This is a genomic window from Pseudomonas sp. LBUM1666 (assembly GCF_059695775.1).
In genome coordinates this window covers 4,951,456-4,975,128 of record NZ_CP166789.1, presented here as the reverse complement: position 1 = coordinate 4,975,128, position 23,673 = coordinate 4,951,456, and the positions used below count along the sequence as shown (strand labels likewise).

Genomic DNA, 23,673 nt, shown 5'->3' with positions numbered 1-23,673 from the left:
GTCTCGTTTTTATTCACTGGAGAACCCACATGATCAAGTCGCGCGCTGCCGTTGCCTTCGAGGCCAAGAAACCCCTCGAGATCGTTGAAGTCGATGTCGCCATGCCCAAGGCCGGTGAAGTCCTGCTGCGTGTGGTTGCCTCCGGTGTTTGTCATACCGATGCCTACACGCTGTCGGGCGCGGACCCGGAAGGTATCTTCCCGTCGATCCTCGGTCACGAAGGTGGGGCGGTGGTTGAGGCAATCGGCGAGGGCGTGACCTCTGTCGCCGTCGGCGACCATGTGATCCCGCTGTACACCCCGGAGTGCCGTCAGTGCAAATTCTGCCTGTCGGGCAAAACCAACCTGTGTCAGGCGATTCGCGCGACGCAGGGCAAAGGCCTGATGCCGGACGGCACTTCGCGCTTTTCCTACAAGGGCCAACCAATTTTCCACTACATGGGGACGTCGACGTTCTCCGAGTACACCGTGCTTCCGGAAATCTCCGTCGCCAAAATTCCAAAAGAAGCGCCACTGGAAAAGGTCTGCCTGCTGGGCTGCGGTGTCACCACCGGCATCGGTGCAGTCCTCAATACCGCCAAGGTGAAACCAGGTGATACCGTCGCCATTTTCGGACTCGGCGGTATCGGTCTGTCGGCGGTGATCGGCGCCGTCAAAGCCAAGGCTGCGCGGATCATCGCCATCGACATCAACCCGGCAAAATTCGAGATCGCCAAACAGTTAGGTGCAACCGATTGTGTGAACCCGAAAGATTTCGATCGTCCGATCCAGGAAGTCATCGTCGACATGACCGACGGCGGCGTCGACTTTTCCTTCGAGTGCATCGGCAATGTGCAATTGATGCGTGCCGCACTTGAGTGCTGCCACAAGGGTTGGGGCGAGTCGGTGATCATCGGTGTTGCCGGTGCCGGCCAGGAAATCTCCACGCGTCCATTCCAGTTGGTCACCGGTCGCGTCTGGCGCGGTTCGGCGTTCGGCGGCGTGCGTGGCCGTACCGAGTTGCCAAGCTATGTCGAGATGGCTGAAACCGGCGAAATCCCGCTGGATACTTTCATCACCCACACGATGGGCCTGGAAGATATCAACAAGGCGTTCGACCTGATGCATGAAGGCAAGAGCATCCGTTCCGTCATCCATTTCTGAGGTCGGTCATGAGCCTGGAAAATATTTCCTGCCAGAAAAGCTTCGGCGGCTGGCACAAACGCTATCGGCACCGCTCCGATATGCTCGGCTGCGACATGGTGTTTGCCGTGTACCTGCCGCCGCAAGCGGAGCAGGGCGGCAAGTTGCCGGTGCTGTACTGGTTGTCCGGCCTGACCTGCACCGACGAAAACTTCATGCAAAAGGCCGGCGCCATGCGCATGGCCGCCGAGTTGGGATTGATCATCGTTGCGCCGGACACCAGTCCGCGCGGCACTGATGTGCCGGGTGATCCGGATGGCGCCTGGGACTTCGGTCTCGGCGCCGGGTTTTATCTGAATGCCACGCAGGAACCCTGGTCCCGGCACTATCGGATGCATGACTATGTCGTGCAGGAATTGCCCGCATTGGTCGAAGCTCATTTCCCGGCGTCGGACAAACGTGGCATCAGCGGTCACTCCATGGGCGGCCACGGCGCGCTGGTCTGCGCATTGCGAAATCCGGGGAGTTATCAGTCGGTGTCGGCGTTCTCGCCGATCAACAATCCGATGGATTGTCCTTGGGGTCAGAAGGCCTTTTCCCGCTACCTCGGGGAAGACCGATCGAAATGGCGTGAGTGGGATGCCTGCGTCCTGATGGCCGAAGCGAATGAGAAGTTGCCGTTGTTGGTCGACCAAGGTGATCGCGACGATTTCCTGGCCACCCAGCTCAAACCTGAAGCCTTGCAACAGGCCGCCAAACTGGCCGGCCATCCGCTGACGTTGCGCTTGCAACCCGGCTACGACCATAGCTATTTCTTCATCGCCAGTTTTATCGACGACCACTTGCAACATCATGGACGCGCTCTAGGCGTCTAATGCAGGTAGAATCACGCCCTGACAAAAATCGGGGCGTTTTTTTTATGCGTATTGGCCACGGCTATGATGTGCACCGTTTCGCTGAAGGCGATTTCATTACTCTGGGCGGCGTGCGCATTGCACACGGCTTCGGGCTACTCGCTCACTCCGACGGTGACGTCCTGCTGCACGCCTTGAGCGATGCCTTGCTCGGCGCCGCTGCGCTAGGTGATATCGGCAAACATTTTCCGGACACCGACCCGACATTCAAGGGCGCCGACAGCCGAGTGCTGTTGCGTCACGTCGTCGCACTGATCCATGCCAAGGGCTGGAAAGTCGGCAACGTCGATAACACCATTGTCGCCCAGGCGCCGAAAATGGCCCCGCATATCGAATCGATGCGCGCGCTGATTGCCGCGGATCTTCAAGTTGAGTTGGATCAAGTGAACGTGAAAGCTACCACCACCGAAAAGCTCGGCTTTGTCGGTCGCGAAGAAGGCATTGCCGTGCACTCTGTTGCCTTGTTGCTGCGCGCATGAACGAACTGCAATTGCTCGGCCCGCGGGCCTATGGCGAAGCCCTCGGCACCGCGGTACTGAAAGCCACGGCGGAAGATTTTCAAGTCGATGAAGTCCTCAATATCCCCCTCAGTGGCGACGGCGAACACTTGTGGATCTGGGTGGAAAAGCGCGGTCTGAATACCGAAGAAGCAGCCCGGCGGATCGCCAAAGCGGCGGGGGTGCCATTGCGCACCGTCAGTTACGCGGGCCTCAAGGATCGTCAGGCGCTGACTCGCCAGTGGTTCAGCGTGCAGCTGCCGGGCAAGGCTGATCCTGATCTGTCGGCGGCGGAAAACGATACGCTGAAGATCCTCAAGACCGGCCGACACAAACGCAAGCTGCAGCGCGGTGCTCACTCGGCCAATGGCTTCACGTTGCGACTGACGCAATTCGCTGGCGACAAAGCGGCGATCGACGAGCGTCTGCAACTGATCGCCAAGCAAGGTATTCCCAATTATTTCGGCGCCCAGCGTTTTGGGTTTGACGGCGGTAACGTGGTCGATGCCCGTGCCTGGGCGGCGCGTAAAGCATTGCCGGAGCAGCGCAACGTGCGTTCGCGTCTGCTCTCTACGGCGCGCAGTTTTCTATTCAATCAGGTGTTGGCGGCGCGTGTCGCCGATGGCAGCTGGCAGCGTGCCCAGGTTGGCGATCTGCTGGCCTTCACCGACAGTCGCAGTTTCTTTCCAGCCGGTGAAGCCGAGTGCAGCGACCCGCGTCTGGCGATTCTCGATCTGCACCCGACCGGTCCGCAGTGGGGCGAAGGTGACTCGCCGGCCACTGGCGCTGTCCATGAACTGGAGCAGGCAATCGCCACTCGCGAAGCGGACTTGCGTGATTGGTTGATTAACGCCGGTATGAGCCACGAACGTCGCATCCTGCGGCTGCCCATTGGTGGGTTGACGTGGCATTATCCCGAGCCTGACATTCTGCAACTGGAATTCGTCCTCCCGGCCGGATGCTTCGCCACCGTATTGGTGCGCGAGCTCGTTGATCTGGTGCCGGTGGGGCAGACGGACAGCCCATGCGTATTCTGATTTCTAACGACGATGGGGTAACCGCACCCGGTCTCGCCGCGCTTTATGCTGCGCTGGCGGATTACACCGAGTGCGTGGTTATCGCCCCGGACCAAGACAAAAGCGGCGCCAGCAGCTCGCTGACACTCGACCGTCCGTTACACCCGCAAACCCTGGCCAACGGCTTTATCAGCCTCAATGGCACACCGACCGATTGCGTGCACCTGGGCCTTAATGGCTTGCTGGAGCGCGAGCCGGACATGGTGGTTTCGGGCATCAACCTGGGCGCCAACCTGGGTGATGACGTGTTGTATTCCGGCACCGTGGCCGCGGCCCTTGAGGGACGTTTCCTGGCGCTTCCTTCGTTTGCCTTTTCGTTGGCCTCACGGCAAGTGGAGAACCTTCCCACAGCCGCGTACTTTGCGCGCAAACTGGTAGAGGCTCACGCGGACCTTGAACTGCCACCGCGTACGGTACTGAACGTGAACATTCCCAATTTGCCGCTGGACCACATCCGCGGTATTCAACTGACCCGCCTCGGCCATCGCGCACGTGCTGCAGCGCCGATGAAAGTGGTCGATCCGCGCGGTAAATCCGGTTACTGGATTGCGGCGGCGGGGGATGCCGAAGACGGCGGCCCGGGCACCGATTTTCATGCGGTGATGCAAGGCTATGTTTCAATCACCCCGCTGCAACTGGATCGCACCTTTAATGATGCCTTCAGAAGTCTCGATGGCTGGCTGGAGGGGCTGAACTAATGGCTCGTGAACAAGACGATATTCTGCGTCGTGGCATCGGGATGACCTCACAACGGACCCGTGAGCGCCTTATTCAGCGCCTGTATGAAGAGGGAATTTCCAACGCCAAGGTGCTGGAAGTCATTCGCCGTACACCGCGTCACCTGTTCGTCGACGAGGCGCTGGCTCACCGTGCCTATGAAGACACGGCGCTGCCAATCGGCAATAACCAGACCATCTCGCAGCCTTATATGGTGGCTCGCATGAGCGAGTTGCTGCTGGAGGCAGGTCCTCTCGACAAGGTGATGGAAATCGGCACCGGCTCGGGCTATCAGACGGCGGTGCTGTCGCAACTGGTCGAGCGGGTATTTTCCGTCGAGCGCATCAAGGTTCTGCAGGATCGGGCCAAGGAACGCCTGGTGGAACTGAACCTGCGCAACGTGGTGTTCCGCTGGGGCGATGGTTGGGAAGGCTGGCCGGCGCTGGCGTCGTACAACGGCATTATCGTGACCGCGGTGGCGACCGATGTACCTCAGGCGCTGCTTGATCAATTGGCGCCGGGAGGGCGGCTGGTGATCCCGGTCGGATCGGGTGAGGTTCAACAATTGATGCTGATCATCCGGGAAGAGCAGGGCTTTTCCAGGCGTGTTCTGGGGGCTGTACGCTTCGTCCCGTTACTCAATGGGCCGCTCGCCTGAGCATTTGTTTCAGCGCGCTGAATTCTCTTCGATTGCTTCTGTCTTACAGCGGCATCGATCAGTTAAACGGGATTCATCGTCAGGCAGCAAACGTGTGCGTGAAGCCATTTCGCTTCATTAAAGGTAAAGCCTGCACGGCCCGTTATACTTGCGACATTTCATGCCGGAACACGGCAATCCACATTTTCAGCCACCACAAAGGGAGCGGCGGGTGAGTCTCACAGTCATTGCGCAGCGAATGGGTAAAACGAGCTTTCAGCGCCTGGTGACTGGCCTTGTCTTTAGCACCTTGCTAGTCGGTTGCTCCAGCAACAAATCGAGCGATGTACGCGTCCTCGATCGCAACAACGCCGTCGCCCAGCGTCCGGCAGTGACCACGGGTCAATACGTCGTCCGACCTAAAGACACCTTGTTCTCCATTGCCTTTCGCTACGGCTGGGACTACAAAGCCCTCGCGGCACGCAACAACATTCCTACGCCTTATACGATCCATCCGGGTCAGACGATTCGCTTTGATGGTCGCACCGGTTCAACGCCGACGCCGGTGGTAAGCTCCACCGATTCAACGCCTTCTTCGTCGCTGAAAACCACGGTTATCCGGCGCCAGCCGAATGGCGCAACCACGAGCACAGCGGTGGTTGCACCGTCCGTCGCCAACAAGCCGACCCCTGCTCCGATGCCTCCTGCCGGCCCGGCCCCGACCGGCTGGGGATGGCCATCTAATGGCATTCTGATTGGTAAATTCTCTTCAAACGGCAGTTTGAATAAAGGAATTGATATCGCCGGGGATTTGGGACAGCCTGTTTTAGCTGCGTCTGATGGGACGGTGGTATACGCCGGGAGTGGCTTAAGGGGCTACGGCGAATTAGTCATCATCAAACACAGCGATACCTACGTCAGTGCCTACGGACATAACCGCAGGCTGTTGGTTCGGGAGGGGCAGCAGGTCAAGGTCGGACAGACAATTGCCGAAATGGGGTCAACGGGTACAGACCGGGTGAAGCTGCATTTTGAGATTCGCCGACAAGGTAAACCTGTAGATCCGCTGCAATTCCTGCCACGTCGTTGATCGCTTTCCAGCCTGTTCCGTCGCGTAGAGGGAACAGGTTCTAGCGTTGCCAAGGATAAAGGCGCCGCTTGAGCCTGAGGTCGAACTCACCAAAGGACTATAACAATGGCTCTCAGTAAAGAAGTGCCGGAGTTTGACATCGACGATGAGGTTCTCCTGATGGAGACCGGCATCGGTACGGATTCGATGTCGAATGATGAAGGGGCTGCTCCACCTTCCGTTCGTGCCAAATCCAAACACTCCGCCTCGTTAAAGCAACACAAGTACATTGACTACACGCGTGCGCTCGATGCCACGCAGCTGTACCTCAATGAGATTGGTTTTTCCCCTCTGCTATCCCCCGAAGAAGAAGTTCATTTTGCGCGCTTGTCGCAAAGTGGAGATCCGGCCGGGCGCAAACGCATGATTGAAAGTAACCTGCGGCTGGTGGTGAAAATCGCCCGGCGTTACGTCAATCGTGGTCTGTCGCTGCTTGACCTGATCGAAGAGGGCAACCTCGGTCTTATTCGGGCGGTAGAAAAGTTCGACCCCGAACGCGGCTTCCGCTTTTCGACCTACGCGACCTGGTGGATTCGTCAGACCATCGAGCGCGCGATCATGAATCAGACCCGGACCATCCGGTTGCCGATTCATGTGGTCAAAGAGCTCAACGTGTACCTGCGGGCTGCACGGGAGCTGACGCAAAAACTCGATCACGAACCCTCCCCCGAAGAAATTGCCAACCTGCTGGAAAAACCAGTGGGAGAGGTCAAGCGCATGCTCGGCCTGAACGAGCGGGTTTCTTCGGTCGACGTCTCACTGGGTCCGGATTCGGATAAAACCCTGCTGGACACCCTTACCGATGACCGTCCAACCGATCCATGTGAGCTGTTGCAGGATGACGACCTGTCCCAGAGCATCGATCAATGGCTCTCGGAGCTGACCGACAAGCAACGCGAAGTGGTGATACGCCGCTTCGGCCTGCGCGGTCACGAGAGCAGCACGCTTGAAGATGTAGGCCTGGAAATTGGCCTGACCCGGGAGCGGGTCAGACAGATTCAGGTTGAAGGCCTGAAGCGTCTTCGGGAGATTCTCGAGAAGAATGGCCTGTCGAGCGAGTCGCTGTTTCAATAAGTAATTGGCTCGCTGGCATTAAGAAGCCCCGACTGGTTCGGGGTTTTTTATTGCCTCAGAGACAGGTTGGAGTTCCCTCCGTCATCACCTCTGGTTTGTAGTCTCTCGCTGTAAGTGTTTGCTTACTCTTTCGTAAGTGTTCGCTAATTCAATGAGTAGCAGTCGTACATATTCCTACGTGAGCTATGATTAACTAATTGATTTATATACTTATTTTTTAAGATTAATAGCTTGTGACAGCCAGTTTCAGCTAACGGGGGTGATTGCTCTTGGTAGGGAATTCTCTAGTATCTGAACTGTGTCGACGGACAGACACACCCTTCAAGGATGAGGGGGAAGGATATCGCAGGAAGCGATTCATCAGGACGATGAAAAGGAACACAGGGAATAGGGAAAAATGTGGGCGGGTCAAACCGCCCCTTTTTTTGCCTGCAGAAAAGCAAAAAGGCCCGCTAGGGGCCTTTTCGAGAACGCGGGGGTAATCAGCGTTCGAGGTCTTTGATCTTGCCTTTGACGCCATCCCACTCTTCGGCATCGGGCAACGATTCTTTCTTCTCGGTGATGTTGGGCCAGATTTCCGCCAGCTCAACGTTCAGCTGAATAAATTCCTGCATGTCTTCCGGGACTTCATCTTCGGAGAAGATGGCCACGGCAGGGCATTCTGGTTCGCACAGTGCGCAGTCGATGCACTCATCCGGGTGAATCACCAGGAAGTTCGGGCCTTCGTAAAAGCAGTCCACCGGACAGACTTCTACGCAGTCGGTGTACTTGCACTTGATGCAGTTGTCGGTGACGACGAAGGTCATTTCTAATTTTCTCCTCAGGCGGCGGCAGCGGAGCCCCTTCACGTTGGGGTCGCCAGGTTTGGGAGCGATAGTCTGCTGGTCAGGCTATAAGCCAGCAGCATCCCAAACCGCGCGAGATTCTAACAGCTTGCAGGCAAGTGCGTTAGATCCGTGTCTTTAGTGTATAGAGCATTTCGAGCGCCCGACGCGGTGTCATATCGTCCAGATCAAGTTTGGCCAGATCATCCAGCACCGGGTGCGGCAGGCTGGCAAACATGTCGCTCTGCTGCGGCGCGGCCGGTTTGCCTTTGGCAGACTTGGGAACTTCATGAGGCAGCGCGGTCGCTTCCAGCCGGCCCAGGTGTTCGCGAGCGCGCACGATCACTTCGCTTGGCACACCGGCCAATTGCGCAACCGCAAGGCCGTAGCTCTGGCTGGCAGGCCCTGGTAGCACGTGGTGCAGGAACACGATGCGTTCGTTGTGCTCGGTGGCATTAAGGTGAACGTTGGCCACCAGCGGTTGCGCCTCCGGTAGCACCGTCAGCTCGAAGTAGTGGGTGGCGAACAGCGTATAAGCCCGCAGATGCGCCAGGCGTTCGGCCGCCGCCCAGGCCAGGGACAAACCGTCAAAGGTGCTGGTTCCACGACCGACTTCGTCCATCAGCACCAGGCTGCGCTCGGTGGCGTTGTGCAATATGTTCGCGGTTTCGCTCATTTCGACCATGAAGGTCGAGCGCCCGCCGGCCAGGTCATCGCTGGAACCGATCCGGGTAAAGATCCGGTCCACCAGAGACAACTCGCAACTGGCCGCTGGCACGAAGCTGCCGATGTGTGCCAGCAGCACGATCAGAGCGGTCTGGCGCATGTAGGTGGATTTACCGCCCATGTTCGGACCGGTGATCACCAGCATGCGGGTGTTGTCGTCGAGGCTCAGGTCGTTGGCCACGAAAGGTGTGGTCAGCACTTGCTCGACCACCGGGTGACGACCCTGGCTGATGCGCATGCACGGCTCACTGACGAAGCGCGGACAGTTCAGATCGAGGTTCAGCGCGCGTTCGGCAAGGTTGCTCAGCACGTCCAGCTCGGCCAGTGCCGCGGCGGTGTCTTGCAGCGGTGGCAACTGGGCGATCAAATCTTCGAGCAGTGCTTCGTAGAGCATCTTCTCGCGCGCCAGGGCGCGGCTCTTCGCCGACAGGGCCTTGTCCTCGAACGCCTTCAGTTCCGGCGTAATGAAGCGCTCGGCACCTTTCAACGTCTGGCGACGGATATAGTCTGCCGGCGCCGATTCAGCCTGCTTGCTTGGCAACTCGATGAAGTAGCCATGAATGCGGTTGTAACCGACTTTCAGATGAGACAGGCCGGTGCGGGCCTTCTCGCGGGCTTCGAGGTCGATCAGAAACTGCCCGGCGTTTTCGCTGAGCGATTGCAAATCGTCCAACTCGGCGTCGTAACCGGTTTTCAACACGCCGCCGTCACGGATGACGGCTGGTGGGTTGTCGATGATGGCTTTTGCCAGCAGCGCCGCCAGTTCCGGGTAGGTGCTGGTGGTCTTCGCCAGTTGAATAATGTGCGGAGCTTCCAGCTCGGTCATCGCAACCTGCAACTCAGGCAAGGCACCAAGCGCATCGCGCAGGCGAGCCAGGTCACGAGGGCGGGCATTGCGCAGGCCGATCCGCGCCAGGATTCGCTCGATGTCGCCGATTTCCTTGAGTTGCGGTTGCAGTTTCTCGAAGCGGTAACCGTCGAGCAGGCAGGTGATCGAGGTCTGGCGCGCCAGCAATACGGTCAGATCCCGCAGCGGACGGTTCAGCCAGCGGGTCAGCAGGCGGCTGCCCATGGCGGTCTGGCAGCGATCGACCACCGATTGCAACGTGTTGTCGCGACCGCCAGCCAGGTTGGTGTCCAGTTCCAGGTTGCGACGGCTCGCGCCGTCCAGCACCACGGTGTCGTCCAGGCGTTCATGACGCAGGCTGCGCAAATGGGGCAGGGCGGTGCGCTGGGTTTCCTTGGCGTAGCTGAGCAGGCAACCGGCGGCGCCGATGGCCAGGGTCAGGTTCTCGCAGCCGAAACCTTTCAGGTCCTGGGTGGAAAACTGCTGGCAAAGACTTTTCAGCGCAGAATCACGTTCGAAATCCCACGGCGCACGGCGACGAACCCCACGACGTTTCTCCGCCGGCAGATCTTTCGGCCAGTCGTCCGGGATCATCAGCTCCACCGGATTGACCCGCTCCAGTTCTGCCAGCAGGTTTTCCCAGCCCTTGATCTCCAGCACGGTGAAGTTGCCGCTGGTGATATCCAGCACCGCCAGGCCGAACAGGCGCTCGTCACCCAACACCGCCGCGATCAGGTTATCCCGACGCTCATCCAGCAGCGCTTCGTCACTGACCGTACCCGGCGTGATGATCCGCACCACCTGACGATCCACCGGCCCCTTGCTGGTCGCCGGGTCGCCGACTTGTTCACAGATCACCACCGACTCGCCGAGCTTGACCAGTTTCGCCAGGTAGCCTTCCGCGGCGTGGTAAGGAATCCCACACATCGGTATCGCCTGACCCGCCGACTGCCCGCGGGCAGTCAGGGTGATGTCCAGCAATTTGGCGGCTTTCTTCGCGTCTTCGTAGAAGATCTCGTAGAAGTCGCCCATGCGATAGAACATCAGCTGGTCTGGGTGCTGGTTTTTCAGGCGCCAGTACTGCTGCATCATTGGCGTGTGGGAGGACAGATCAGAGAGCGCTTTATTCATCGGATAATCAGGCAAATTCGTTGAAAGGTGTAGGGCAAAGGAGGGGCATCGGCCCGGCTTTTCCGCGATGGGCGCAAGGTTAACATGGGCGGTCCACCCGACGCAGGCATGAAAGCCCTGCGATACATTTCTTCTGTCTATGCACGACATATGCGCAATTTATGCAATTTGGCATTTGTCTTCCGCGAAAAGAACAAGCACTATGCGCTTTATGCAAAAACGCAATGTTTCTACCGTATTAAGAGCGCTGCTCGATCAGCACGGGATCTCCCCCACGGAGCTTCACCGTCGCACCGGCGTGCCTCAATCCACTCTCTCGCGGATCCTCAGCGGGAAGATCGTCGATCCCTCGGATAAACACATCTCGAAGATCGCCGAGTACTTCGCCGTCAGCACCGACCAGTTGCGGGGCCGTGCGGATGTCGCGCCGGCAGCCAGCACCGGGCGCGATCAATTGCATTCGGAACTCAAGGACATAAGTCTGTGGGACGACGATACGCCCGTCGATGATGACGAGGTATCGGTCCCCTTTCTTCGCGAGGTTGAATTGGCTGCAGGATCAGGAAGGTTCGTCATCGAAGAGAGCGAACGCTCTAGCCTGCGCTTCGGCAAGCGGAGTCTGCGCCACAACGGCGTTCAATTCGACCAGGCCAAATGCGTGACGGTGCGCGGCAACAGTATGTTGCCGGTACTGCGCGACGGCGCCACCGTCGGCGTTAATGCCGGCAAGTGCGGGATCGGCGATATCGTGGATGGCGACCTTTATGCCATCAACCACAACGGCCAGCTGCGGGTGAAACAGCTGTATCGCCTGCCTACCGGGATACGCCTGCGCAGCTTCAATCGCGATGAACATCCGGACGAGGACTACACTTTCCAGGAAATCCAGGAAGAGCAGATTGTCATCCTAGGTCACGTCTTCTGGTGGGGCATGTACGCCCGTTAACCTCACCGCTGACAGATAAAACCCGCCACCGAGCGGGTTTTTTTTCGCCTGCCGAAAAGCTGTCAGCGCCTTTGTCTGCGGGACTTTCATGCGTTTACGCATTACATGTGCATAAATAAATGCATTAACGCATTGACTGTATATGCATCCATGCATATTCTTTGTCTCAAGCCGCTCAACAAAGCAGCTCGAAACGAAGCTCTTTAGTTCCACCACAAAGGCAGCGATGAACCGGCCTCAACGGTTCAGAGGGTTGGCAACTGACCCGGGTGTGCAGCGTAAAGCACCACAAACAGTTATCCGGCGGGCAGGGACCGCGGTCGGAAAAACAATGTGAATCGATCCGTACCGCGCCAGTAGCGCCGAAAGGTCAATGCGAAGGACCGCATTCTGAAAAGCCCGGTTAGCGCCGGGCTTTTTGGAATACCCACCTCGTCCGAGGTTTATCAACCTCAACTACAGAAAGGATTCGGCAGAAGCCAGGAGGCATCTCGATGTTGAAAGATTGCAGATGTGGGCAGTGCAAAAGACTTCTCGCCCGAGTGGGTGAGTACATCGAGCTCCAGATCAAATGTTCCCGATGCGGGACGCTGAATCATGTGAAGGCAACGAGCCTCGAGCGATCGCCTGTGAGCGACATGAGCGCTGCATCAGCAGCGCAAATAACTCAATTAACTCAATAGGTGAACCATGAACGGTTTCAAGAAATATGTTGCCCCGCTGTTGCTGTCCGCTGCTCTGCTCTGCGCTGGGGGCAACGCTGTTGCCGCCAACCTTTTGGTCAACGGCAGCTTTGAACAGCCAGGCTGCAGCGGTAGTTGCATACTGGATACCACGCAGAAAGCCAACTTCATCACAGGTTGGACGACGTTTCTGTCCGGTGCCGAGTACTTCAATATGCCCGCCTCGATCGGCGGCTCTGTCGCCGCGGATGGCATTGTGATTGTCGACTTGGCCAACAACGTTTATGGCAACGGCGGCGGCATTCAGCAGAACTTTGCCACCACGGTCGGCGCCAATTACCGATTGACCTTCAGTGCGGGTAATTCGCGCTATGCCAGTCGCTCCGGCGACGGTGTCATCCAGGTGAAAGTGGCGGGGCAAACCGCCACCTTCAACACCCCGTCCGCTAACGGTGGAACAGTCGAGTGGAGCACCATCACGTACGACTTCACTGCCACCACGGCTCAAACGACCCTGGCCTTCTCCAACGAGCAGAACCCGTACGCCAACTTTGCCTTCATCGACAACGTAATCGTTGAGCCTATTTAACCCCCTGGTCGCCTGCCATCAACAGGACTTGCAGTCGTTTCTCTGCGCTTGAGCGGCGACTGCTGATCACCAAGGCTGCATCCGAAACACACCATCCCATTACTCATTAATCATCCCCAGGAGGCGTGACATGACAAACGAGCAACAAGCGTTGCTGGATATGCCTATCTGGCTGGTCATCGTTCTCGCCCTGGTGGGTGGGGTGTCTGGCGAAATGTGGCGGGCCGACAAGGAGGGCGCTCGCGGCTGGTCATTGCTGCGGCGCCTGGCCTTGCGATCCGGGGCCTGCATGGTCTGCGGGGTCTCGGCAATCATGCTGCTGTATGCCGCCGGCGTGTCGATCTGGACGGCTTGCGCGTTCGGTTGCCTGACGGCGATGGCCGGGGCAGATGTTGCCATTGGCCTTTATGAACGTTGGGCGGCCAAGCGGATTGGCGTTTGCGAAGTGCCGCCGCGAGATAGCCGCCAAGACCACTGAACAAAAAGCCCAATGGAATGGCGAACAGCGGTGCCGACCGGCATCCGACCCGCAAGGACGCGGGTTTCCCAAGGCCAGTACCTTTCACTCAAACCCGCCAACAAGCGGGTTTTTTATTGCCCGGTGAAAACACCATGAAGATCACCCCGCTGATCACTCAATTACGTGATCACTGCCCAAGTCTTGCCGATCGTGTCGCCGCCGGCATTCTGGAGGCTATATGACCGTTACGCAGCAACAACTACAGATCGTTATGCCCAACGCCCGCTCCCAAGCGGGCGTTTTCATCTCTGCACTCAACACCGCCATGATCCACCGGAACATCAACACCCCGAAACGCATCGCTGCGTTCCTTGCGCAAGTCGGTCACGAGTCGGGGCAGTTACAGTACGTGCGTGAGTTGGGCAGCGCTCAATACTTGAGCGAATACGACACTGGCGCACTGGCTGTGCGCCTGGGTAATACGCCAGAGCCCGACGGCGACGGTCAAAAATACCGTGGACGAGGCCTGATTCAGATCACTGGTCGCGACAATTACCGTCAGTGCAGTCTCGGACTCTTTGGTGATGATCGTTTACTGTTTTTGCCAGGACTTCTGGAAAAGGCCCGGTGGGCAGCCGAATCGGCCGCGTGGTTCTGGGAGCAAAATGGCTTCAACGAACTGGCCGACCGCGATCAGTTCAACAGCATCACCCGCCGCATCAACGGCGGCCTGAACGGTTTGCAGGATCGCTTGCAACTCTGGGCGCGGGCGAGGGCGGTGTTATGCCAGCCTTCGGTTTGATCCCGCGCGCTCGACTGACCCGGCGCATGCTCAACGAATTGTCGCCATCACCGACGCCGGCGACCGCGGACTGATTGCCTTGCAGGCCTGTCAGGCTTATATCAGAGCCCTCGCTCGCTAACATTTTGATCGATCCTGCGCCTTGCAAGCGCGTTACGGTCGTGTACGGTAGTTCTCATTCCGCTTGCTCAGGAGATGACCGTGAAAGAAATCACCCAACTGGCCGCTGAACTTGGCAGGCGCTTGCAGGTTCTCAATGCCCACGTTACCGCCGCCGAGTCCTGCACCGGCGGCGGGATCAGCGAGGCGATCACCCGGATTCCGGGGAGTTCGGCGTGGTTTGAGGCCGGTTATGTCACTTACTCCAACCGCCAGAAAACCGAGCAATTGAATGTCCCGGTCGAGTTGTTTTCGACGGTGGGGGCGGTCAGTCGCGAGGTCGTCGAGGCCATGGTCCGAGGCGCGCAGGAGAAAAGCCGGGCGCGATTTGCCGTGGCGGTCAGCGGTGTGGCGGGACCGGATGGCGGTTCGCCGAGCAAGCCGGTGGGCTCCGTGTGGCTGGCCTGGGGCGTTGGTGAACAGGTGTTCAGCGAGGTGCAGTACTTTCCCGGCAACCGTGACGAGGTCCGCCGACAAACGGTGAAGGCCGCGCTAGAGGGGCTGCTGCGCCATGCCGCTGGAGAAATCTCAAATCAGGGGTAGGCGATCCTGAAACGCTGTGGAATAATACTGGCTACTTATACAGGTGTTGGCCGTCAGGCCTTATTGATTACGTGAGGACTTTAATGGACGACAACAAGAAGAAAGCCTTGGCTGCGGCCCTGGGTCAGATCGAACGTCAATTCGGCAAGGGTGCCGTAATGCGTATGGGCGATCAGGACCGTCAGGCGATCCCGGCTATCTCCACTGGCTCTCTGGGTCTGGACATCGCGCTCGGCATTGGTGGTCTGCCAAAAGGCCGTATCGTTGAAATCTACGGTCCTGAATCCTCCGGTAAAACCACGCTGACACTGTCGGTGATCGCTCAGGCTCAAAAAGCCGGCGCGACCTGCGCATTCGTCGACGCCGAGCACGCCCTCGACCCTGAATACGCTGGCAAACTGGGCGTCAACGTCGACGACCTGCTGGTTTCGCAGCCGGACACCGGCGAGCAAGCCCTGGAAATCACCGACATGCTGGTGCGTTCCAACGCGGTTGACGTGATCATCGTCGACTCCGTGGCAGCTCTGGTTCCAAAGGCTGAAATCGAAGGCGAAATGGGTGACATGCACGTGGGCCTGCAAGCCCGTCTGATGTCCCAGGCGCTGCGTAAAATCACCGGTAACATCAAGAACGCCAACTGCCTGGTTATCTTCATCAACCAGATCCGTATGAAAATCGGCGTGATGTTCGGCAGCCCGGAAACCACCACCGGTGGTAACGCGCTGAAGTTCTACGCTTCGGTTCGTCTGGACATCCGCCGTACTGGCGCGGTGAAAGAAGGTGACGAGGTTGTCGGTAGCGAAACCCGCGTCAAGGTTGTGAAGAACAAAGTGGCTTCGCCGTTCCGTCAGGCCGAGTTCCAGATTCTTTACGGCAAGGGCATCTACCTTAACGGTGAGATGATCGACCTGGGTGTTCTGCACGGTTTTGTCGAGAAGTCCGGTGCCTGGTACGCCTATGAAGGCACCAAGATCGGTCAGGGCAAGGCCAACTCGGCCAAGTTCCTGGCAGACAATCCGGAAATCGCCGCGAAGCTCGAGAAGCAGTTGCGTGACAAACTGCTGACCCCAGCGCCGGACGTCAAAGCATCGCCAGTCAAAGAGACTGCTGATGACCTGGCTGACGCTGATATCTGATTGATCCGATGACCGCCGTACTCGATACACTCGTCGCGGTGCGGCGAACCGCCATGGACCTGCTCGCACGACGCGAGCACGGTCGAGTCGAGTTGACGCGCAAACTGCGTCAACGCGGCGCCCTCCCTGAAATGATCGACACGGCACTCGACCGCTTGACGGAAGAAGGCCTGCTGTCCGAATCCCGTTATCTCGAAAGCTTTGTTTCCTACCGTTCCCGTTCCGGTTATGGCCCTTTGCGTATTCGCGAAGAGTTGAGCCAGCGCGGCCTGCAACGTACCGATATCGAACTCGCTTTACGCGAGAGCGGTATCAACTGGCAGGAACAACTGGAAGACACCTGGCGGCGAAAGTTTTCCGGGCATTTACCGATAGACGCCCGGGAACGTGCCAAACAAGGCAGGTTCCTGAGTTATCGGGGATATTCCATGGAAATGATCAGCCGCTTGTTCAGCGGCCGAGGGATGGACGACTGATTGAAACGGCTCGCTATTTCGATAGCGGGCCGTTTTTTTTGCTTACGTAACCTTGGACGGTTCCCGCGAGCGCTGTTGCGCCTGGGGTTGGGCTTGCGCCCAGTTTTCCGGCAGGTTGATGTAGTCCACCAGTTCCCGCAGGCGTCCATGATCACGGGCGTTGAAGGTGAAAGCGAGTCGCGCCAGGTGGCTGAACTGCGGTTCGTCGTGTTCCTCTCCGCTGTAAGCATGTTGATGGAAATGATCGCTCAGGCACAGGTCGGCAAATGCCTCCTGCATGTGTTCGAGCGCCTGGTCGCTGAGCTTGTGATTCATGCGGATCACGAATTGATGCTTGAGCCAGCGGCTGGAGTGGAAGTTGCTGTAGAACTGGTTGATCTGCTCCACAGCCTCTTCCGCGCTGTAGACCAGACTCACGAGTTTCATATCGGTCGGCAGGATGTAGCGATTTTCCTCCAGTTGATGGTGGATGAAGTCCAGCGCACCTTGCCAGAACTTGCCGCCGGGAGCGTCCAGCAATATCACGGGCACCAGCGGGCTTTTGCCAGTCTGGATCAGTGTCAGCACTTCCAGCGCTTCATCCAGGGTACCGAAACCGCCAGGGCACAGGACCAGCGCATCGGCTTCCTTGACGAAGAACAGCTTGCGGGTAAAGAAGAAGTGAAAGGGCAGCAGATTGGTGGTGCCATTCACGGTGGGATTGGCATGCTGCTCGAAGGGCAGGGTGATATTGAATCCCAAACTGTGTGCCAGGCCAGCACCTTCGTGGGCCGCCGCCATGATGCCACCACCGGCACCGGTGATGACCATCAGGTCTGAGCGCGCCAGCGTGGCGCCAAGTTCCCGGGCCAGACCGTATAGCGGATGTTCTATAGGTGTTCGGGCCGAGCCAAAAACGGTGACCTTGCGCCGCCCCCTGAATTGCTCCAGAGCACGGAAAGCGTGCTCCAGTTCACGCAGGGCTTGAAGGGTAATCTTGGCATTCCAGCGGTTGTGATCTTCCTGGGCCATGCGCAGCACGGTCAGGATCATGTCGCGGTAGATCGGGATGTTCGGGCTGTTGGGTGAAACCAGATTGAGTTGCTCTTCGACCTTGCTGATGAGGTCGTGGCCGCTTTCTTCAAAATGACGGCTCAGGAGGTCATTCGGTTGGTAAGGCATCAACTTCTCCTTCCATACAGGCTCTGTTTTTCCCTTGGGTGAAGGAAACATTCGCACAACAAGACGCGCAATGGGCAGCCCCTTTCCTGCCCTGAAAAGTAAACGTGAACACTATGAATCTAGACCCTCGCGGAGATTTTCGCTGACTTGATCATTGCGCCGCAAAGTCTTTCCTGGCAACCGCTTATTGGCGATTTGCAAGGTGCTTACACCGCTCGTCTGAACGCAAGGCGAGTGTCCGACAGTCTGATTTACTAAATTACAGGCACGACACGACAACTTTGCGTCAAAGGAGGACGTACGGCACAAGCGGTTCAAGGATCTTATCGCTCTCAAGCAAGGGCGAGGTGCAGGGAGGCGGGAGGCGGGAAGCTATGGCCAGAGTCATTCTGGAGATCGATACGCAACTGTATCGATTACTGAAATCATCAGCCGAGACCAATCATTTGAGTCTCGAAGAAGAGTGCTGCCGGCGTCTGGAGGGGGCCGACCGACGTTCACGTTATTTGCAGGCGTTGTTGGCAGAACTGCGCGCCGAGGATGAACAGCGGCGCGCCACTTCCCGATGATTACTTCTTCTTGGCCGGAGCCGCTTTCGGGCAGTCCGATTCCTGATAGCTGGCGGAGCCGACTGAGCGGTTGGTCTTCACCTCAGTGAAGTCGTAACGCATGACCGCACCCTTGGCCATCAGTTTGCGGAACGATGGGTTGTTGCATACAGAGGCGCCAAGCTGGAAATACACGGCTTTCGGGTCGGCACGCATCTTGTTGGCGTGGCTGCTTTGTACGCTTAGATGGTTGATCAGCGTGTTGCCTTCGACGGTGTAGCCCTGATCAAGAATGTCTTCGTTGATCGCCCGTGGAGTACCAACACTGCTTTGTGTGGCGACGTTTCGCAGCTCTCTGTTGAGATTCTGCTCACTCAAGGAAGCAGCCTGAGCGCTGAAGGACGACGCCAGCAAAATGGCAGCGGTGGGAACGATAAGGCGCAGCATGAAACTCTCCTGGTTCAGTGACTGGTGGTTCGACCCGTCACATGACTGTGCGTTCAGTGGCGGCGAATTATAGGGGACGAGGCCTGGACGGTACAGGCTTGCGCCGGCTGCTCTGATAAACTGCCCCACTTTCTGCCCTGCCGAGTGTTTTTCGTGTCGATTTTCTTCCCCTGCCGGCGTTGCCTGCGATGAACCCTTCAACCCCACGCTTTGCTGCAAACGCAGTAGCCCGCTTGCGCGATGAGCGAGAGGAAGAGGGCATCAAGCCGATTCAGGCCCGAGGCTGGAGGGCACCGCGTTGCCGAGCCTGCCGCGTGATCGAGAGCCACTGCCTGTGCGCCTGGCGCCCGCAAGTCGAGGCCCGCTCTGGCGTGTGCCTGATCATGACCAACAAGGAAGTGTTCAAGCCGAGCAACACCGGTTGGCTGATCGCCGATGTGGTACGCGACAACCATGCATTCATCTGGTCGCGTACGGAGGTTGATGAGCAATTGCTGGCGCTGCTCGCCGATCCGCAATGGCAGCCCTATCTGGTGTTTCCGGGTGAGTACGTCGAACCCGAGCGTGTCACAAACAGCGTCGATGCCGACAGTTCGAGGCGTCCGCTGTTCATTCTGCTGGATGCCACCTGGACAGAAGCCCGGAAGATTTTCCGCAAAAGCCCCTACTTTGATCGGCTTCCGATCCTGAGCCTGTTGCCCGAGAAGTTGTCGCGGTACCGGTTGCGCCGATCGACCCGCAGCGAGCATTTATGCACAGCCGAAGTGGCGGCGTTGTGTCTCGATTTGGCGGGTGATACCGAGGCTGCGTCGGCACTGGACGCTTATTTCGACGTGTTCAGCCAACATTACCTCGATGCCAAACATCAGCTTGAAATGAATGTTTCAACACCGGCACACGCCGAGCTGATGCCCTTCGTTGAGAACGTTGCGTCTGCCCTGAGCTGATTGTCGCCCATACTGCAAAGAACTGTACTGGCCATGCACCTTGACCACCCCGACTTCGCTGGGCATGCTTGGCGCCGATTAGGGCGCGGCCAAGTTTGATACGCCGAATTTTTTACGTGAAGAGCCACGTGATTGGCGTTGAACGTGCCCTGTTGGTACAGCTCCGTGGCTGTACCTCGAGTTGTTTTGGTGAGGCCTGAATGCATCGGGCGTCCCATAAAAAACAGGATCATTTGAAAAATGGCCACATACGAAATCCTGATTGCCGATGACCACCCTCTTTTTCGTAGCGCCCTGCATCAAGCGTTGACCCTGGGCCTGGGCCCGGAAGCCCGTCTGGTGGAAGTGGCAAGCATTGCCGAGCTGGAAACCCGTCTGGACGAGAAGTCCGACTGGGATCTGGTGCTGCTGGATCTGAACATGCCGGGGGCCTACGGTTTTTCAGGGCTGGTGTTGCTGCGCGGTCAGTATCCGCAGATTCCGGTGGTCATGGTGTCGGCCCAGGAAGAAGCCTCGATAATGGTCAAGTCCCGTGAATTCGGCGCCAGCGGCTTCATCCCAAAATCCAGTGATCTGAGCGTCATCCAGAAAGCCGTACGCGCGGTGCTCGATGGTGATGTGTTCTGGCCGCCCCAGGCGTTCGAGGCGGTCAGCGTTTCCGCCGAAGCGAAGGCCGCCAGCGAAGGCCTTGCGAGCCTGACGCCTCAGCAGTTTCGTGTTCTGACCATGGTCTGTGAAGGCTTGTTGAATAAGCAGATTGCCTACGAGCTGAGCGTTTCCGAAGCGACGATCAAGGCCCACGTGACGGCGATTTTTCGCAAGCTGAATGTACGGACTCGGACCCAGGCGGCGTTGCTTCTGCAACAGCTTGAGTCAATTTCGAGCTAATCAGGCGCGGCTCGTTCACGCTTTTTTGACTTTGCTTACTCTAGCTTTCCCACTTCCTTTTTGGTCAGTTGCCTACTTTATGTCACCTTTCAAAGGCCAAACCGGCCTCAAACGCATCCTCAACGCCTCCGGTTATTCGCTGGACGGTCTGCGCGCAGCCTTTACCGGCGAAGCGGCCTTTCGGCAATTGGTATTGCTCAACGTGATATTGATCCCGCTGTCGTTCTTCCTGAACGTCAGTCGTGTCGAGCAGGCGTTGTTGATTGCAGTGTGTCTGCTGGCATTGATTGTCGAATTGCTCAATTCGGCAGTGGAAGCGGCCATCGACCGCATTTCCCTTGAATTGCACCCGCTGTCCAAGAACGCCAAGGACATGGGCAGCGCCGCTCAGTTCGTCGCCTTGAGCATGATCGCGCTGGTCTGGGCAGTCATCCTGCTTTAAGCGATGGTGGGCAGAACGATCTCGTCGCTGCGCTGAACCCCGGCGGTGAAAGCGCGACACAGGTCGAGGAATTCACGCATCGCCGACGTCTGATATTTCTGTTTGTGCCAGATGAAATAGAACTGCCGCGCCAGATCCAGATCCGGTGTCTCTACGGGCACCAAGCTGCCGCGACGGAAAGCGTCGCGCAGTGCCAGGCGAGAAATGCAGCCAATCCCCAACCCGGACTCCACCGCACGCTTGATCGCTTCGGTGTGTTCCAGTTCCAGCCGGATATTCAGCGAACTGCGATGGTGACGCATGGCCTGGTCAAAGGTCAGTCGCGTGCCAGAGCCCTGTTCCCGCAGAATCCAGGCCTCGTGGGTCAGCTCTTCCATGGTCGCCGTGCCGCGCTTGGCCAGTGGATGCTGGGGCGCGCAGAACACCACCAGTTCATCCTCGACCCAGCTCTGCACTTCGATGTCCGGATGGCTGCAGTCACCTTCGATTAGACCCAGATCAATTTCATAGTGGGCGACCTGCTGCACAATGTTGGCAGTGTTTTGCACGTGCAGCTTCACCTGGCTTTCCGGATGACGCTGCATGAAGCTGCCGATCAGCAAGGTGGCCAAGTAATTGCCGATGGTCAGGGTCGCGCCGACCGCCAGAGAGCCGAATCCCGACTTGCCATTGAGCAAGTCTTCGATTTCTTTGGACTGGTCGAGCAGCGCCACCGCTTGCGGCAGCAGCTGTTTGCCGAGGGCGTTGAGGCTCAGCCGTTTGCCGGCGCGGTCGAACAGCTGACAGCTGGACTGACGCTCTAGCTCGGTGATCGAGGTGCTCGCCGCCGATTGCGAGAGGTTGAGCAGACCCGCAGCACGGGATACGCTTTCCTGCTGGGCGACGGCGACGAATACTTGAAGTTGACGGAGAGTAAATCGCATATCGATATAACCGATAACCCTTATCTTAATAATCCAGTTAACAGATATTGTCGCTGCCATTAGAATGCGATGCAATTGCGCACAGCAGCTCATTTTTCGCAGAGCAGGCGCAGAGCACGCGCAGACCAAATCTCCAGGAGTCCCACGTACATGAGCAACATGAACCACGAGCGTGTCCTCAGTGTTCATCACTGGAACGACACTCTGTTCAGCTTCAAGTGCACCCGCGATCCGGGCCTGCGCTTCGAGAACGGTCAGTTCGTGATGATCGGCCTGCAACAGCCCAACGGCCGGCCGCTCATGCGCGCTTACTCGATTGCCAGCCCGAACTGGGAAGAGCATCTCGAGTTCTTCAGCATCAAGGTGCCTGATGGCCCGCTGACTTCCCAGCTGCAGCATCTGAAGGAAGGCGACGAGATCATCATCAGCAAGAAGCCTACCGGCACGCTGGTGCTGGATGACTTGAAGCCTGGCAAACATTTGTACCTGCTCAGCACCGGTACCGGTCTGGCGCCGTTCATGAGCGTCATCCAGGACCCGGAAACCTACGAGCGTTTCGAAAAAGTGATCCTGTGCCACGGCGTACGTTACGTCAACGAAGTCGCTTACCGCGAGTTCATCACCGAGCACCTGCCGCAGAACGAGTTCTTCGGCGAGGCCCTGAGTGACAAGTTGATCTACTACCCGACCGTGACCCGAGAGCCGTTCGAGAACGAAGGTCGCCTGACCGACCTGATGCGCAGCGGCAAGCTGTTCAGCGACATCGGTCTGCCACCGATCAACCCGCAAGACGACCGCGCCATGCTGTGTGGCAGCCCGAGCATGCTCGACGAGACCAGCGAAGTGTTGAACAGCTTCGGCCTTAAAGTGTCACCGCGGATGCGTGAGCCGGGTGATTACCTGATCGAGCGTGCGTTCGTCGAGAAGTAAACACAACGCCTGACGGCTTTGCTTTCTCTGTGGGAGCGAGCCTGCTCGCGAAGGCGGTGTGTCAGTCGACATTGAAGTTGACTGTCATACCGCCTTCGCGAGCAGGCTCGCTCCCACAGTGGTTTCTGGCGTTCAGGCTTTTGCGGGAATGACTTCAAGTACGCGGATCACACCCGCCTCGGGATAGTGCCAGCGCACGTCCAGGTCCCAGAACTGCGCGCCGTATTCCCGTTCGGGTGTAGGAATCTGGTACGCCGGACGTGGGTCTTGTGCCAGGCATTGCTCGATCAACTCCACCAGCGGTTCTTCAAGGCGCTGAGCATGGCCGTGAGCCTGTTGCAGCGCTGAGTCCGTCCACTGCACGGGAATCAACTGCGGCGCAGCGCTGGCGATGCTGTTGGAGGCCGTATCAATGATGTCGGCGTAAGGCACGTAGGGTTTGATGTCGAGAATCGGCGTGCCGTCCAGCAGGTCGATGCCGGATATCCACAGGCGATTGGCTTCAACCTTGTCCAGCTTCACCACGGATTGGCCGATGCCATTGGGCCGATGGGTCGCGCGGGTGGCGAACACACCCATGGATTTGTTACCGCCGAGACGAGGAGGGCGGACTTTCAGCCGTGGCTTTTCTTCCAGGGCCTGGTGAAACAGGAACAGCAGCCACACGTGGCTGACCTGTTCCAGACCTTGCACCGCATCGCCCTGATCGAACGGCGCCACCAGTTCCAGCACGCCGCGAGCGGCCGGGGCCAGTTGTGGCTGGCGCGGGATGGCGAACTTCTCCTTGAAACAGGAGCGCACAAAGCCGATGGGGGAAACGCTGTAGGTCATGGTTTGGGGTCGAGGCGGGGTGAGGGTGGGCATGATAACCCGATCGACCACTGCATCGGGGCGGCTGTG

General features: G+C 58.1%; 28 protein-coding genes and 1 pseudogene. 23 read left to right on the top strand and 6 right to left on the bottom strand.

The features are described 5' to 3' along the window. Nucleotides 1-29 precede the first annotated feature (29 nt). The 8 genes from ACA056_RS22880 to rpoS all read left to right on the top strand — a co-directional run bounded on the left by ACA056_RS22880 (nt 30) and on the right by rpoS (nt 7,165). On the top strand, nt 30-1,142 hold the full coding sequence (locus tag ACA056_RS22880) for an S-(hydroxymethyl)glutathione dehydrogenase/class III alcohol dehydrogenase (RefSeq protein ID WP_033059912.1): 1,113 nt from the start codon (nt 30-32) through the stop codon (nt 1,140-1,142). Nucleotides 1,143-1,150: 8 nt separating this feature from the next. Continuing rightward, a complete protein-coding gene (gene fghA, locus ACA056_RS22875) occupies nt 1,151-1,996 on the top strand; it encodes an S-formylglutathione hydrolase (protein ID WP_497267970.1) in 846 nt (281 codons plus the stop codon). Nucleotides 1,997-2,040: 44 nt separating this feature from the next. Next, complete coding sequence (gene ispF / locus ACA056_RS22870) at nt 2,041-2,514, top strand: 2-C-methyl-D-erythritol 2,4-cyclodiphosphate synthase (RefSeq protein ID WP_010462780.1); 474 nt, start codon at nt 2,041-2,043, stop codon at nt 2,512-2,514. Continuing rightward, on the top strand, nt 2,511-3,569 hold the full coding sequence (truD, locus tag ACA056_RS22865) for a tRNA pseudouridine(13) synthase TruD (protein ID WP_223433028.1): 1,059 nt from the start codon (nt 2,511-2,513) through the stop codon (nt 3,567-3,569). The genes ispF and truD overlap by 4 nt, the downstream gene beginning before the upstream one ends. Next, nucleotides 3,557-4,306, top strand: a complete 750-nt coding sequence (surE, locus tag ACA056_RS22860; RefSeq protein WP_033059906.1) for a 5'/3'-nucleotidase SurE — start codon at nt 3,557-3,559, stop codon at nt 4,304-4,306. The genes truD and surE overlap by 13 nt, the downstream gene beginning before the upstream one ends. 41 nt (nt 4,307-4,347) lie before the next feature. Continuing rightward, nucleotides 4,348-4,983 (top strand): protein-L-isoaspartate(D-aspartate) O-methyltransferase, encoded by a 636-nt coding sequence (locus tag ACA056_RS22855; protein WP_497273587.1) that lies wholly within the window; start codon nt 4,348-4,350, stop codon nt 4,981-4,983. A 211-nt stretch (nt 4,984-5,194) separates the two neighbouring features. Continuing rightward, the gene (locus ACA056_RS22850; protein WP_497267967.1) at nt 5,195-6,052 is read left to right on the top strand and encodes a peptidoglycan DD-metalloendopeptidase family protein; all 858 of its coding nucleotides are present in this window, start codon (nt 5,195-5,197) and stop codon (nt 6,050-6,052) included. 105 nt (nt 6,053-6,157) lie between these two features. Further along, nucleotides 6,158-7,165 carry an RNA polymerase sigma factor RpoS gene (gene rpoS / locus ACA056_RS22845; protein ID WP_008154012.1) on the top strand — a complete coding sequence of 336 codons (1,008 nt, stop codon included), beginning with the start codon at nt 6,158-6,160 and terminating at the stop codon, nt 7,163-7,165. 482 nt (nt 7,166-7,647) lie between these two features. On the opposite strand, the gene fdxA is transcribed toward rpoS, so the two are convergent. Both fdxA and mutS read right to left on the bottom strand, forming a co-directional pair. After that, nucleotides 7,648-7,971: a ferredoxin FdxA gene (gene fdxA / locus ACA056_RS22840; RefSeq protein WP_003222178.1), complete on the bottom strand. Its 324-nt coding sequence runs from the start codon at nt 7,969-7,971 to the stop codon at nt 7,648-7,650. Nucleotides 7,972-8,113: 142 nt separating this feature from the next. After that, nucleotides 8,114-10,693, bottom strand: coding sequence for a DNA mismatch repair protein MutS (gene mutS, locus ACA056_RS22835; RefSeq protein WP_497267964.1), 2,580 nt, complete (start codon nt 10,691-10,693; stop codon nt 8,114-8,116). A 211-nt stretch (nt 10,694-10,904) separates the two neighbouring features. Here mutS and ACA056_RS22830 point away from each other — a divergent pair, with 211 nt between their 5' ends. The 10 genes and pseudogenes from ACA056_RS22830 (at nt 10,905) to recX (ending at nt 16,487) form a co-directional block, all read left to right on the top strand. After that, nucleotides 10,905-11,639 carry a LexA family transcriptional regulator gene (locus ACA056_RS22830; RefSeq protein ID WP_033053549.1) on the top strand — a complete coding sequence of 245 codons (735 nt, stop codon included), beginning with the start codon at nt 10,905-10,907 and terminating at the stop codon, nt 11,637-11,639. 494 nt (nt 11,640-12,133) lie between these two features. Continuing rightward, nucleotides 12,134-12,322: a Com family DNA-binding transcriptional regulator gene (locus ACA056_RS22825; RefSeq protein WP_497267962.1), complete on the top strand. Its 189-nt coding sequence runs from the start codon at nt 12,134-12,136 to the stop codon at nt 12,320-12,322. A gap of 7 nt (nt 12,323-12,329) precedes the next feature. Then, nucleotides 12,330-12,911 (top strand): DUF642 domain-containing protein, encoded by a 582-nt coding sequence (locus ACA056_RS22820; protein WP_497267960.1) that lies wholly within the window; start codon nt 12,330-12,332, stop codon nt 12,909-12,911. A gap of 130 nt (nt 12,912-13,041) precedes the next feature. Then, nucleotides 13,042-13,389, top strand: a complete 348-nt coding sequence (locus ACA056_RS22815) for a phage holin family protein (RefSeq protein ID WP_008154001.1) — start codon at nt 13,042-13,044, stop codon at nt 13,387-13,389. 17 nt (nt 13,390-13,406) lie between these two features. Further along, nucleotides 13,407-13,613, top strand: a complete 207-nt coding sequence (locus ACA056_RS22810) for a hypothetical protein (RefSeq protein WP_497267958.1) — start codon at nt 13,407-13,409, stop codon at nt 13,611-13,613. Further along, complete coding sequence (locus ACA056_RS22805) at nt 13,610-14,173, top strand: glycoside hydrolase family 19 protein (RefSeq protein WP_497267956.1); 564 nt, start codon at nt 13,610-13,612, stop codon at nt 14,171-14,173. The genes ACA056_RS22810 and ACA056_RS22805 overlap by 4 nt, the downstream gene beginning before the upstream one ends. Before the next feature lie 13 nt (nt 14,174-14,186). Further along, nucleotides 14,187-14,294: pseudogene (locus ACA056_RS22800) on the top strand (lysis protein); the annotation flags it as partial. Nucleotides 14,295-14,374: 80 nt separating this feature from the next. After that, nucleotides 14,375-14,875: a CinA family protein gene (locus tag ACA056_RS22795; protein WP_497267954.1), complete on the top strand. Its 501-nt coding sequence runs from the start codon at nt 14,375-14,377 to the stop codon at nt 14,873-14,875. Nucleotides 14,876-14,958: 83 nt separating this feature from the next. Further along, nucleotides 14,959-16,011: a recombinase RecA gene (gene recA, locus ACA056_RS22790; protein WP_007907270.1), complete on the top strand. Its 1,053-nt coding sequence runs from the start codon at nt 14,959-14,961 to the stop codon at nt 16,009-16,011. 8 nt (nt 16,012-16,019) lie between these two features. Continuing rightward, nucleotides 16,020-16,487 carry a recombination regulator RecX gene (recX, locus tag ACA056_RS22785; protein ID WP_046046277.1) on the top strand — a complete coding sequence of 156 codons (468 nt, stop codon included), beginning with the start codon at nt 16,020-16,022 and terminating at the stop codon, nt 16,485-16,487. A gap of 42 nt (nt 16,488-16,529) precedes the next feature. On the opposite strand, the gene ACA056_RS22780 is transcribed toward recX, so the two are convergent. After that, nucleotides 16,530-17,648, bottom strand: a complete 1,119-nt coding sequence (locus tag ACA056_RS22780) for an LOG family protein (RefSeq protein ID WP_497267951.1) — start codon at nt 17,646-17,648, stop codon at nt 16,530-16,532. Between the two features lie 374 nt (nt 17,649-18,022). On the opposite strand from ACA056_RS22780, the gene ACA056_RS22775 reads away from it, so the two are divergent. Then, entirely contained in the window at nt 18,023-18,217 is a 195-nt protein-coding gene (locus tag ACA056_RS22775; protein WP_095128071.1) for a hypothetical protein, read from the top strand. On the opposite strand, the gene ACA056_RS22770 is transcribed toward ACA056_RS22775, so the two are convergent. Beyond that, nucleotides 18,218-18,643: a PA3611 family quorum-sensing-regulated virulence factor gene (locus ACA056_RS22770; protein WP_008153984.1), complete on the bottom strand. Its 426-nt coding sequence runs from the start codon at nt 18,641-18,643 to the stop codon at nt 18,218-18,220. A gap of 188 nt (nt 18,644-18,831) precedes the next feature. Between ACA056_RS22770 and ACA056_RS22765 the strand changes: the two genes are divergently transcribed. From ACA056_RS22765 to ACA056_RS22755, 3 genes are all read left to right on the top strand, one after another. After that, the gene (locus ACA056_RS22765; protein WP_497267948.1) at nt 18,832-19,590 is read left to right on the top strand and encodes a tRNA-uridine aminocarboxypropyltransferase; all 759 of its coding nucleotides are present in this window, start codon (nt 18,832-18,834) and stop codon (nt 19,588-19,590) included. Nucleotides 19,591-19,830: 240 nt separating this feature from the next. Next, the gene (gene erdR / locus ACA056_RS22760) at nt 19,831-20,478 is read left to right on the top strand and encodes a response regulator transcription factor ErdR (protein ID WP_497267946.1); all 648 of its coding nucleotides are present in this window, start codon (nt 19,831-19,833) and stop codon (nt 20,476-20,478) included. Between the two features lie 79 nt (nt 20,479-20,557). Further along, complete coding sequence (locus ACA056_RS22755; RefSeq protein ID WP_008010143.1) at nt 20,558-20,920, top strand: diacylglycerol kinase; 363 nt, start codon at nt 20,558-20,560, stop codon at nt 20,918-20,920. On the opposite strand, the gene ACA056_RS22750 is transcribed toward ACA056_RS22755, so the two are convergent. After that, nucleotides 20,917-21,843, bottom strand: coding sequence for a LysR family transcriptional regulator (locus ACA056_RS22750; protein ID WP_008153977.1), 927 nt, complete (start codon nt 21,841-21,843; stop codon nt 20,917-20,919). The genes ACA056_RS22755 and ACA056_RS22750 overlap by 4 nt on opposite strands. Before the next feature lie 150 nt (nt 21,844-21,993). Between ACA056_RS22750 and fpr the strand changes: the two genes are divergently transcribed. Next, complete coding sequence (fpr, locus tag ACA056_RS22745) at nt 21,994-22,773, top strand: ferredoxin-NADP reductase (RefSeq protein WP_030127957.1); 780 nt, start codon at nt 21,994-21,996, stop codon at nt 22,771-22,773. A 132-nt stretch (nt 22,774-22,905) separates the two neighbouring features. On the opposite strand, the gene tsaA is transcribed toward fpr, so the two are convergent. Next, nucleotides 22,906-23,604, bottom strand: coding sequence for a tRNA (N6-threonylcarbamoyladenosine(37)-N6)-methyltransferase TrmO (tsaA, locus tag ACA056_RS22740; RefSeq protein ID WP_497267943.1), 699 nt, complete (start codon nt 23,602-23,604; stop codon nt 22,906-22,908). Nucleotides 23,605-23,673 lie beyond the last annotated feature (69 nt).

Coding starts and splice junctions, on each gene's coding strand:
- fghA (WP_497267970.1), top strand. CDS start 1,151: ATGAGCCTGGAAAATATTTCCTGCCAGAAAAGCTTCGGCGGCTGGCAC.
- tsaA (WP_497267943.1), bottom strand. CDS start 23,604: ATGACCTACAGCGTTTCCCCCATCGGCTTTGTGCGCTCCTGTTTCAAG.
- mutS (WP_497267964.1), bottom strand. CDS start 10,693: ATGAATAAAGCGCTCTCTGATCTGTCCTCCCACACGCCAATGATGCAG.
- ACA056_RS22765 (WP_497267948.1), top strand. CDS start 18,832: ATGAACCCTTCAACCCCACGCTTTGCTGCAAACGCAGTAGCCCGCTTG.
- fpr (WP_030127957.1), top strand. CDS start 21,994: ATGAGCAACATGAACCACGAGCGTGTCCTCAGTGTTCATCACTGGAAC.
- ispF (WP_010462780.1), top strand. CDS start 2,041: ATGCGTATTGGCCACGGCTATGATGTGCACCGTTTCGCTGAAGGCGAT.
- rpoS (WP_008154012.1), top strand. CDS start 6,158: ATGGCTCTCAGTAAAGAAGTGCCGGAGTTTGACATCGACGATGAGGTT.
- truD (WP_223433028.1), top strand. CDS start 2,511: ATGAACGAACTGCAATTGCTCGGCCCGCGGGCCTATGGCGAAGCCCTC.
- fdxA (WP_003222178.1), bottom strand. CDS start 7,971: ATGACCTTCGTCGTCACCGACAACTGCATCAAGTGCAAGTACACCGAC.
- recA (WP_007907270.1), top strand. CDS start 14,959: ATGGACGACAACAAGAAGAAAGCCTTGGCTGCGGCCCTGGGTCAGATC.
- ACA056_RS22825 (WP_497267962.1), top strand. CDS start 12,134: ATGTTGAAAGATTGCAGATGTGGGCAGTGCAAAAGACTTCTCGCCCGA.
- surE (WP_033059906.1), top strand. CDS start 3,557: ATGCGTATTCTGATTTCTAACGACGATGGGGTAACCGCACCCGGTCTC.
- ACA056_RS22810 (WP_497267958.1), top strand. CDS start 13,407: ATGGCGAACAGCGGTGCCGACCGGCATCCGACCCGCAAGGACGCGGGT.
- ACA056_RS22880 (WP_033059912.1), top strand. CDS start 30: ATGATCAAGTCGCGCGCTGCCGTTGCCTTCGAGGCCAAGAAACCCCTC.
- erdR (WP_497267946.1), top strand. CDS start 19,831: ATGGCCACATACGAAATCCTGATTGCCGATGACCACCCTCTTTTTCGT.
- ACA056_RS22750 (WP_008153977.1), bottom strand. CDS start 21,843: ATGCGATTTACTCTCCGTCAACTTCAAGTATTCGTCGCCGTCGCCCAG.
- ACA056_RS22805 (WP_497267956.1), top strand. CDS start 13,610: ATGACCGTTACGCAGCAACAACTACAGATCGTTATGCCCAACGCCCGC.
- ACA056_RS22755 (WP_008010143.1), top strand. CDS start 20,558: ATGTCACCTTTCAAAGGCCAAACCGGCCTCAAACGCATCCTCAACGCC.
- ACA056_RS22775 (WP_095128071.1), top strand. CDS start 18,023: ATGGCCAGAGTCATTCTGGAGATCGATACGCAACTGTATCGATTACTG.
- ACA056_RS22830 (WP_033053549.1), top strand. CDS start 10,905: ATGCAAAAACGCAATGTTTCTACCGTATTAAGAGCGCTGCTCGATCAG.
- ACA056_RS22855 (WP_497273587.1), top strand. CDS start 4,348: ATGACCTCACAACGGACCCGTGAGCGCCTTATTCAGCGCCTGTATGAA.
- ACA056_RS22815 (WP_008154001.1), top strand. CDS start 13,042: ATGACAAACGAGCAACAAGCGTTGCTGGATATGCCTATCTGGCTGGTC.
- ACA056_RS22780 (WP_497267951.1), bottom strand. CDS start 17,648: ATGCCTTACCAACCGAATGACCTCCTGAGCCGTCATTTTGAAGAAAGC.
- recX (WP_046046277.1), top strand. CDS start 16,020: ATGACCGCCGTACTCGATACACTCGTCGCGGTGCGGCGAACCGCCATG.
- ACA056_RS22770 (WP_008153984.1), bottom strand. CDS start 18,643: ATGCTGCGCCTTATCGTTCCCACCGCTGCCATTTTGCTGGCGTCGTCC.
- ACA056_RS22820 (WP_497267960.1), top strand. CDS start 12,330: ATGAACGGTTTCAAGAAATATGTTGCCCCGCTGTTGCTGTCCGCTGCT.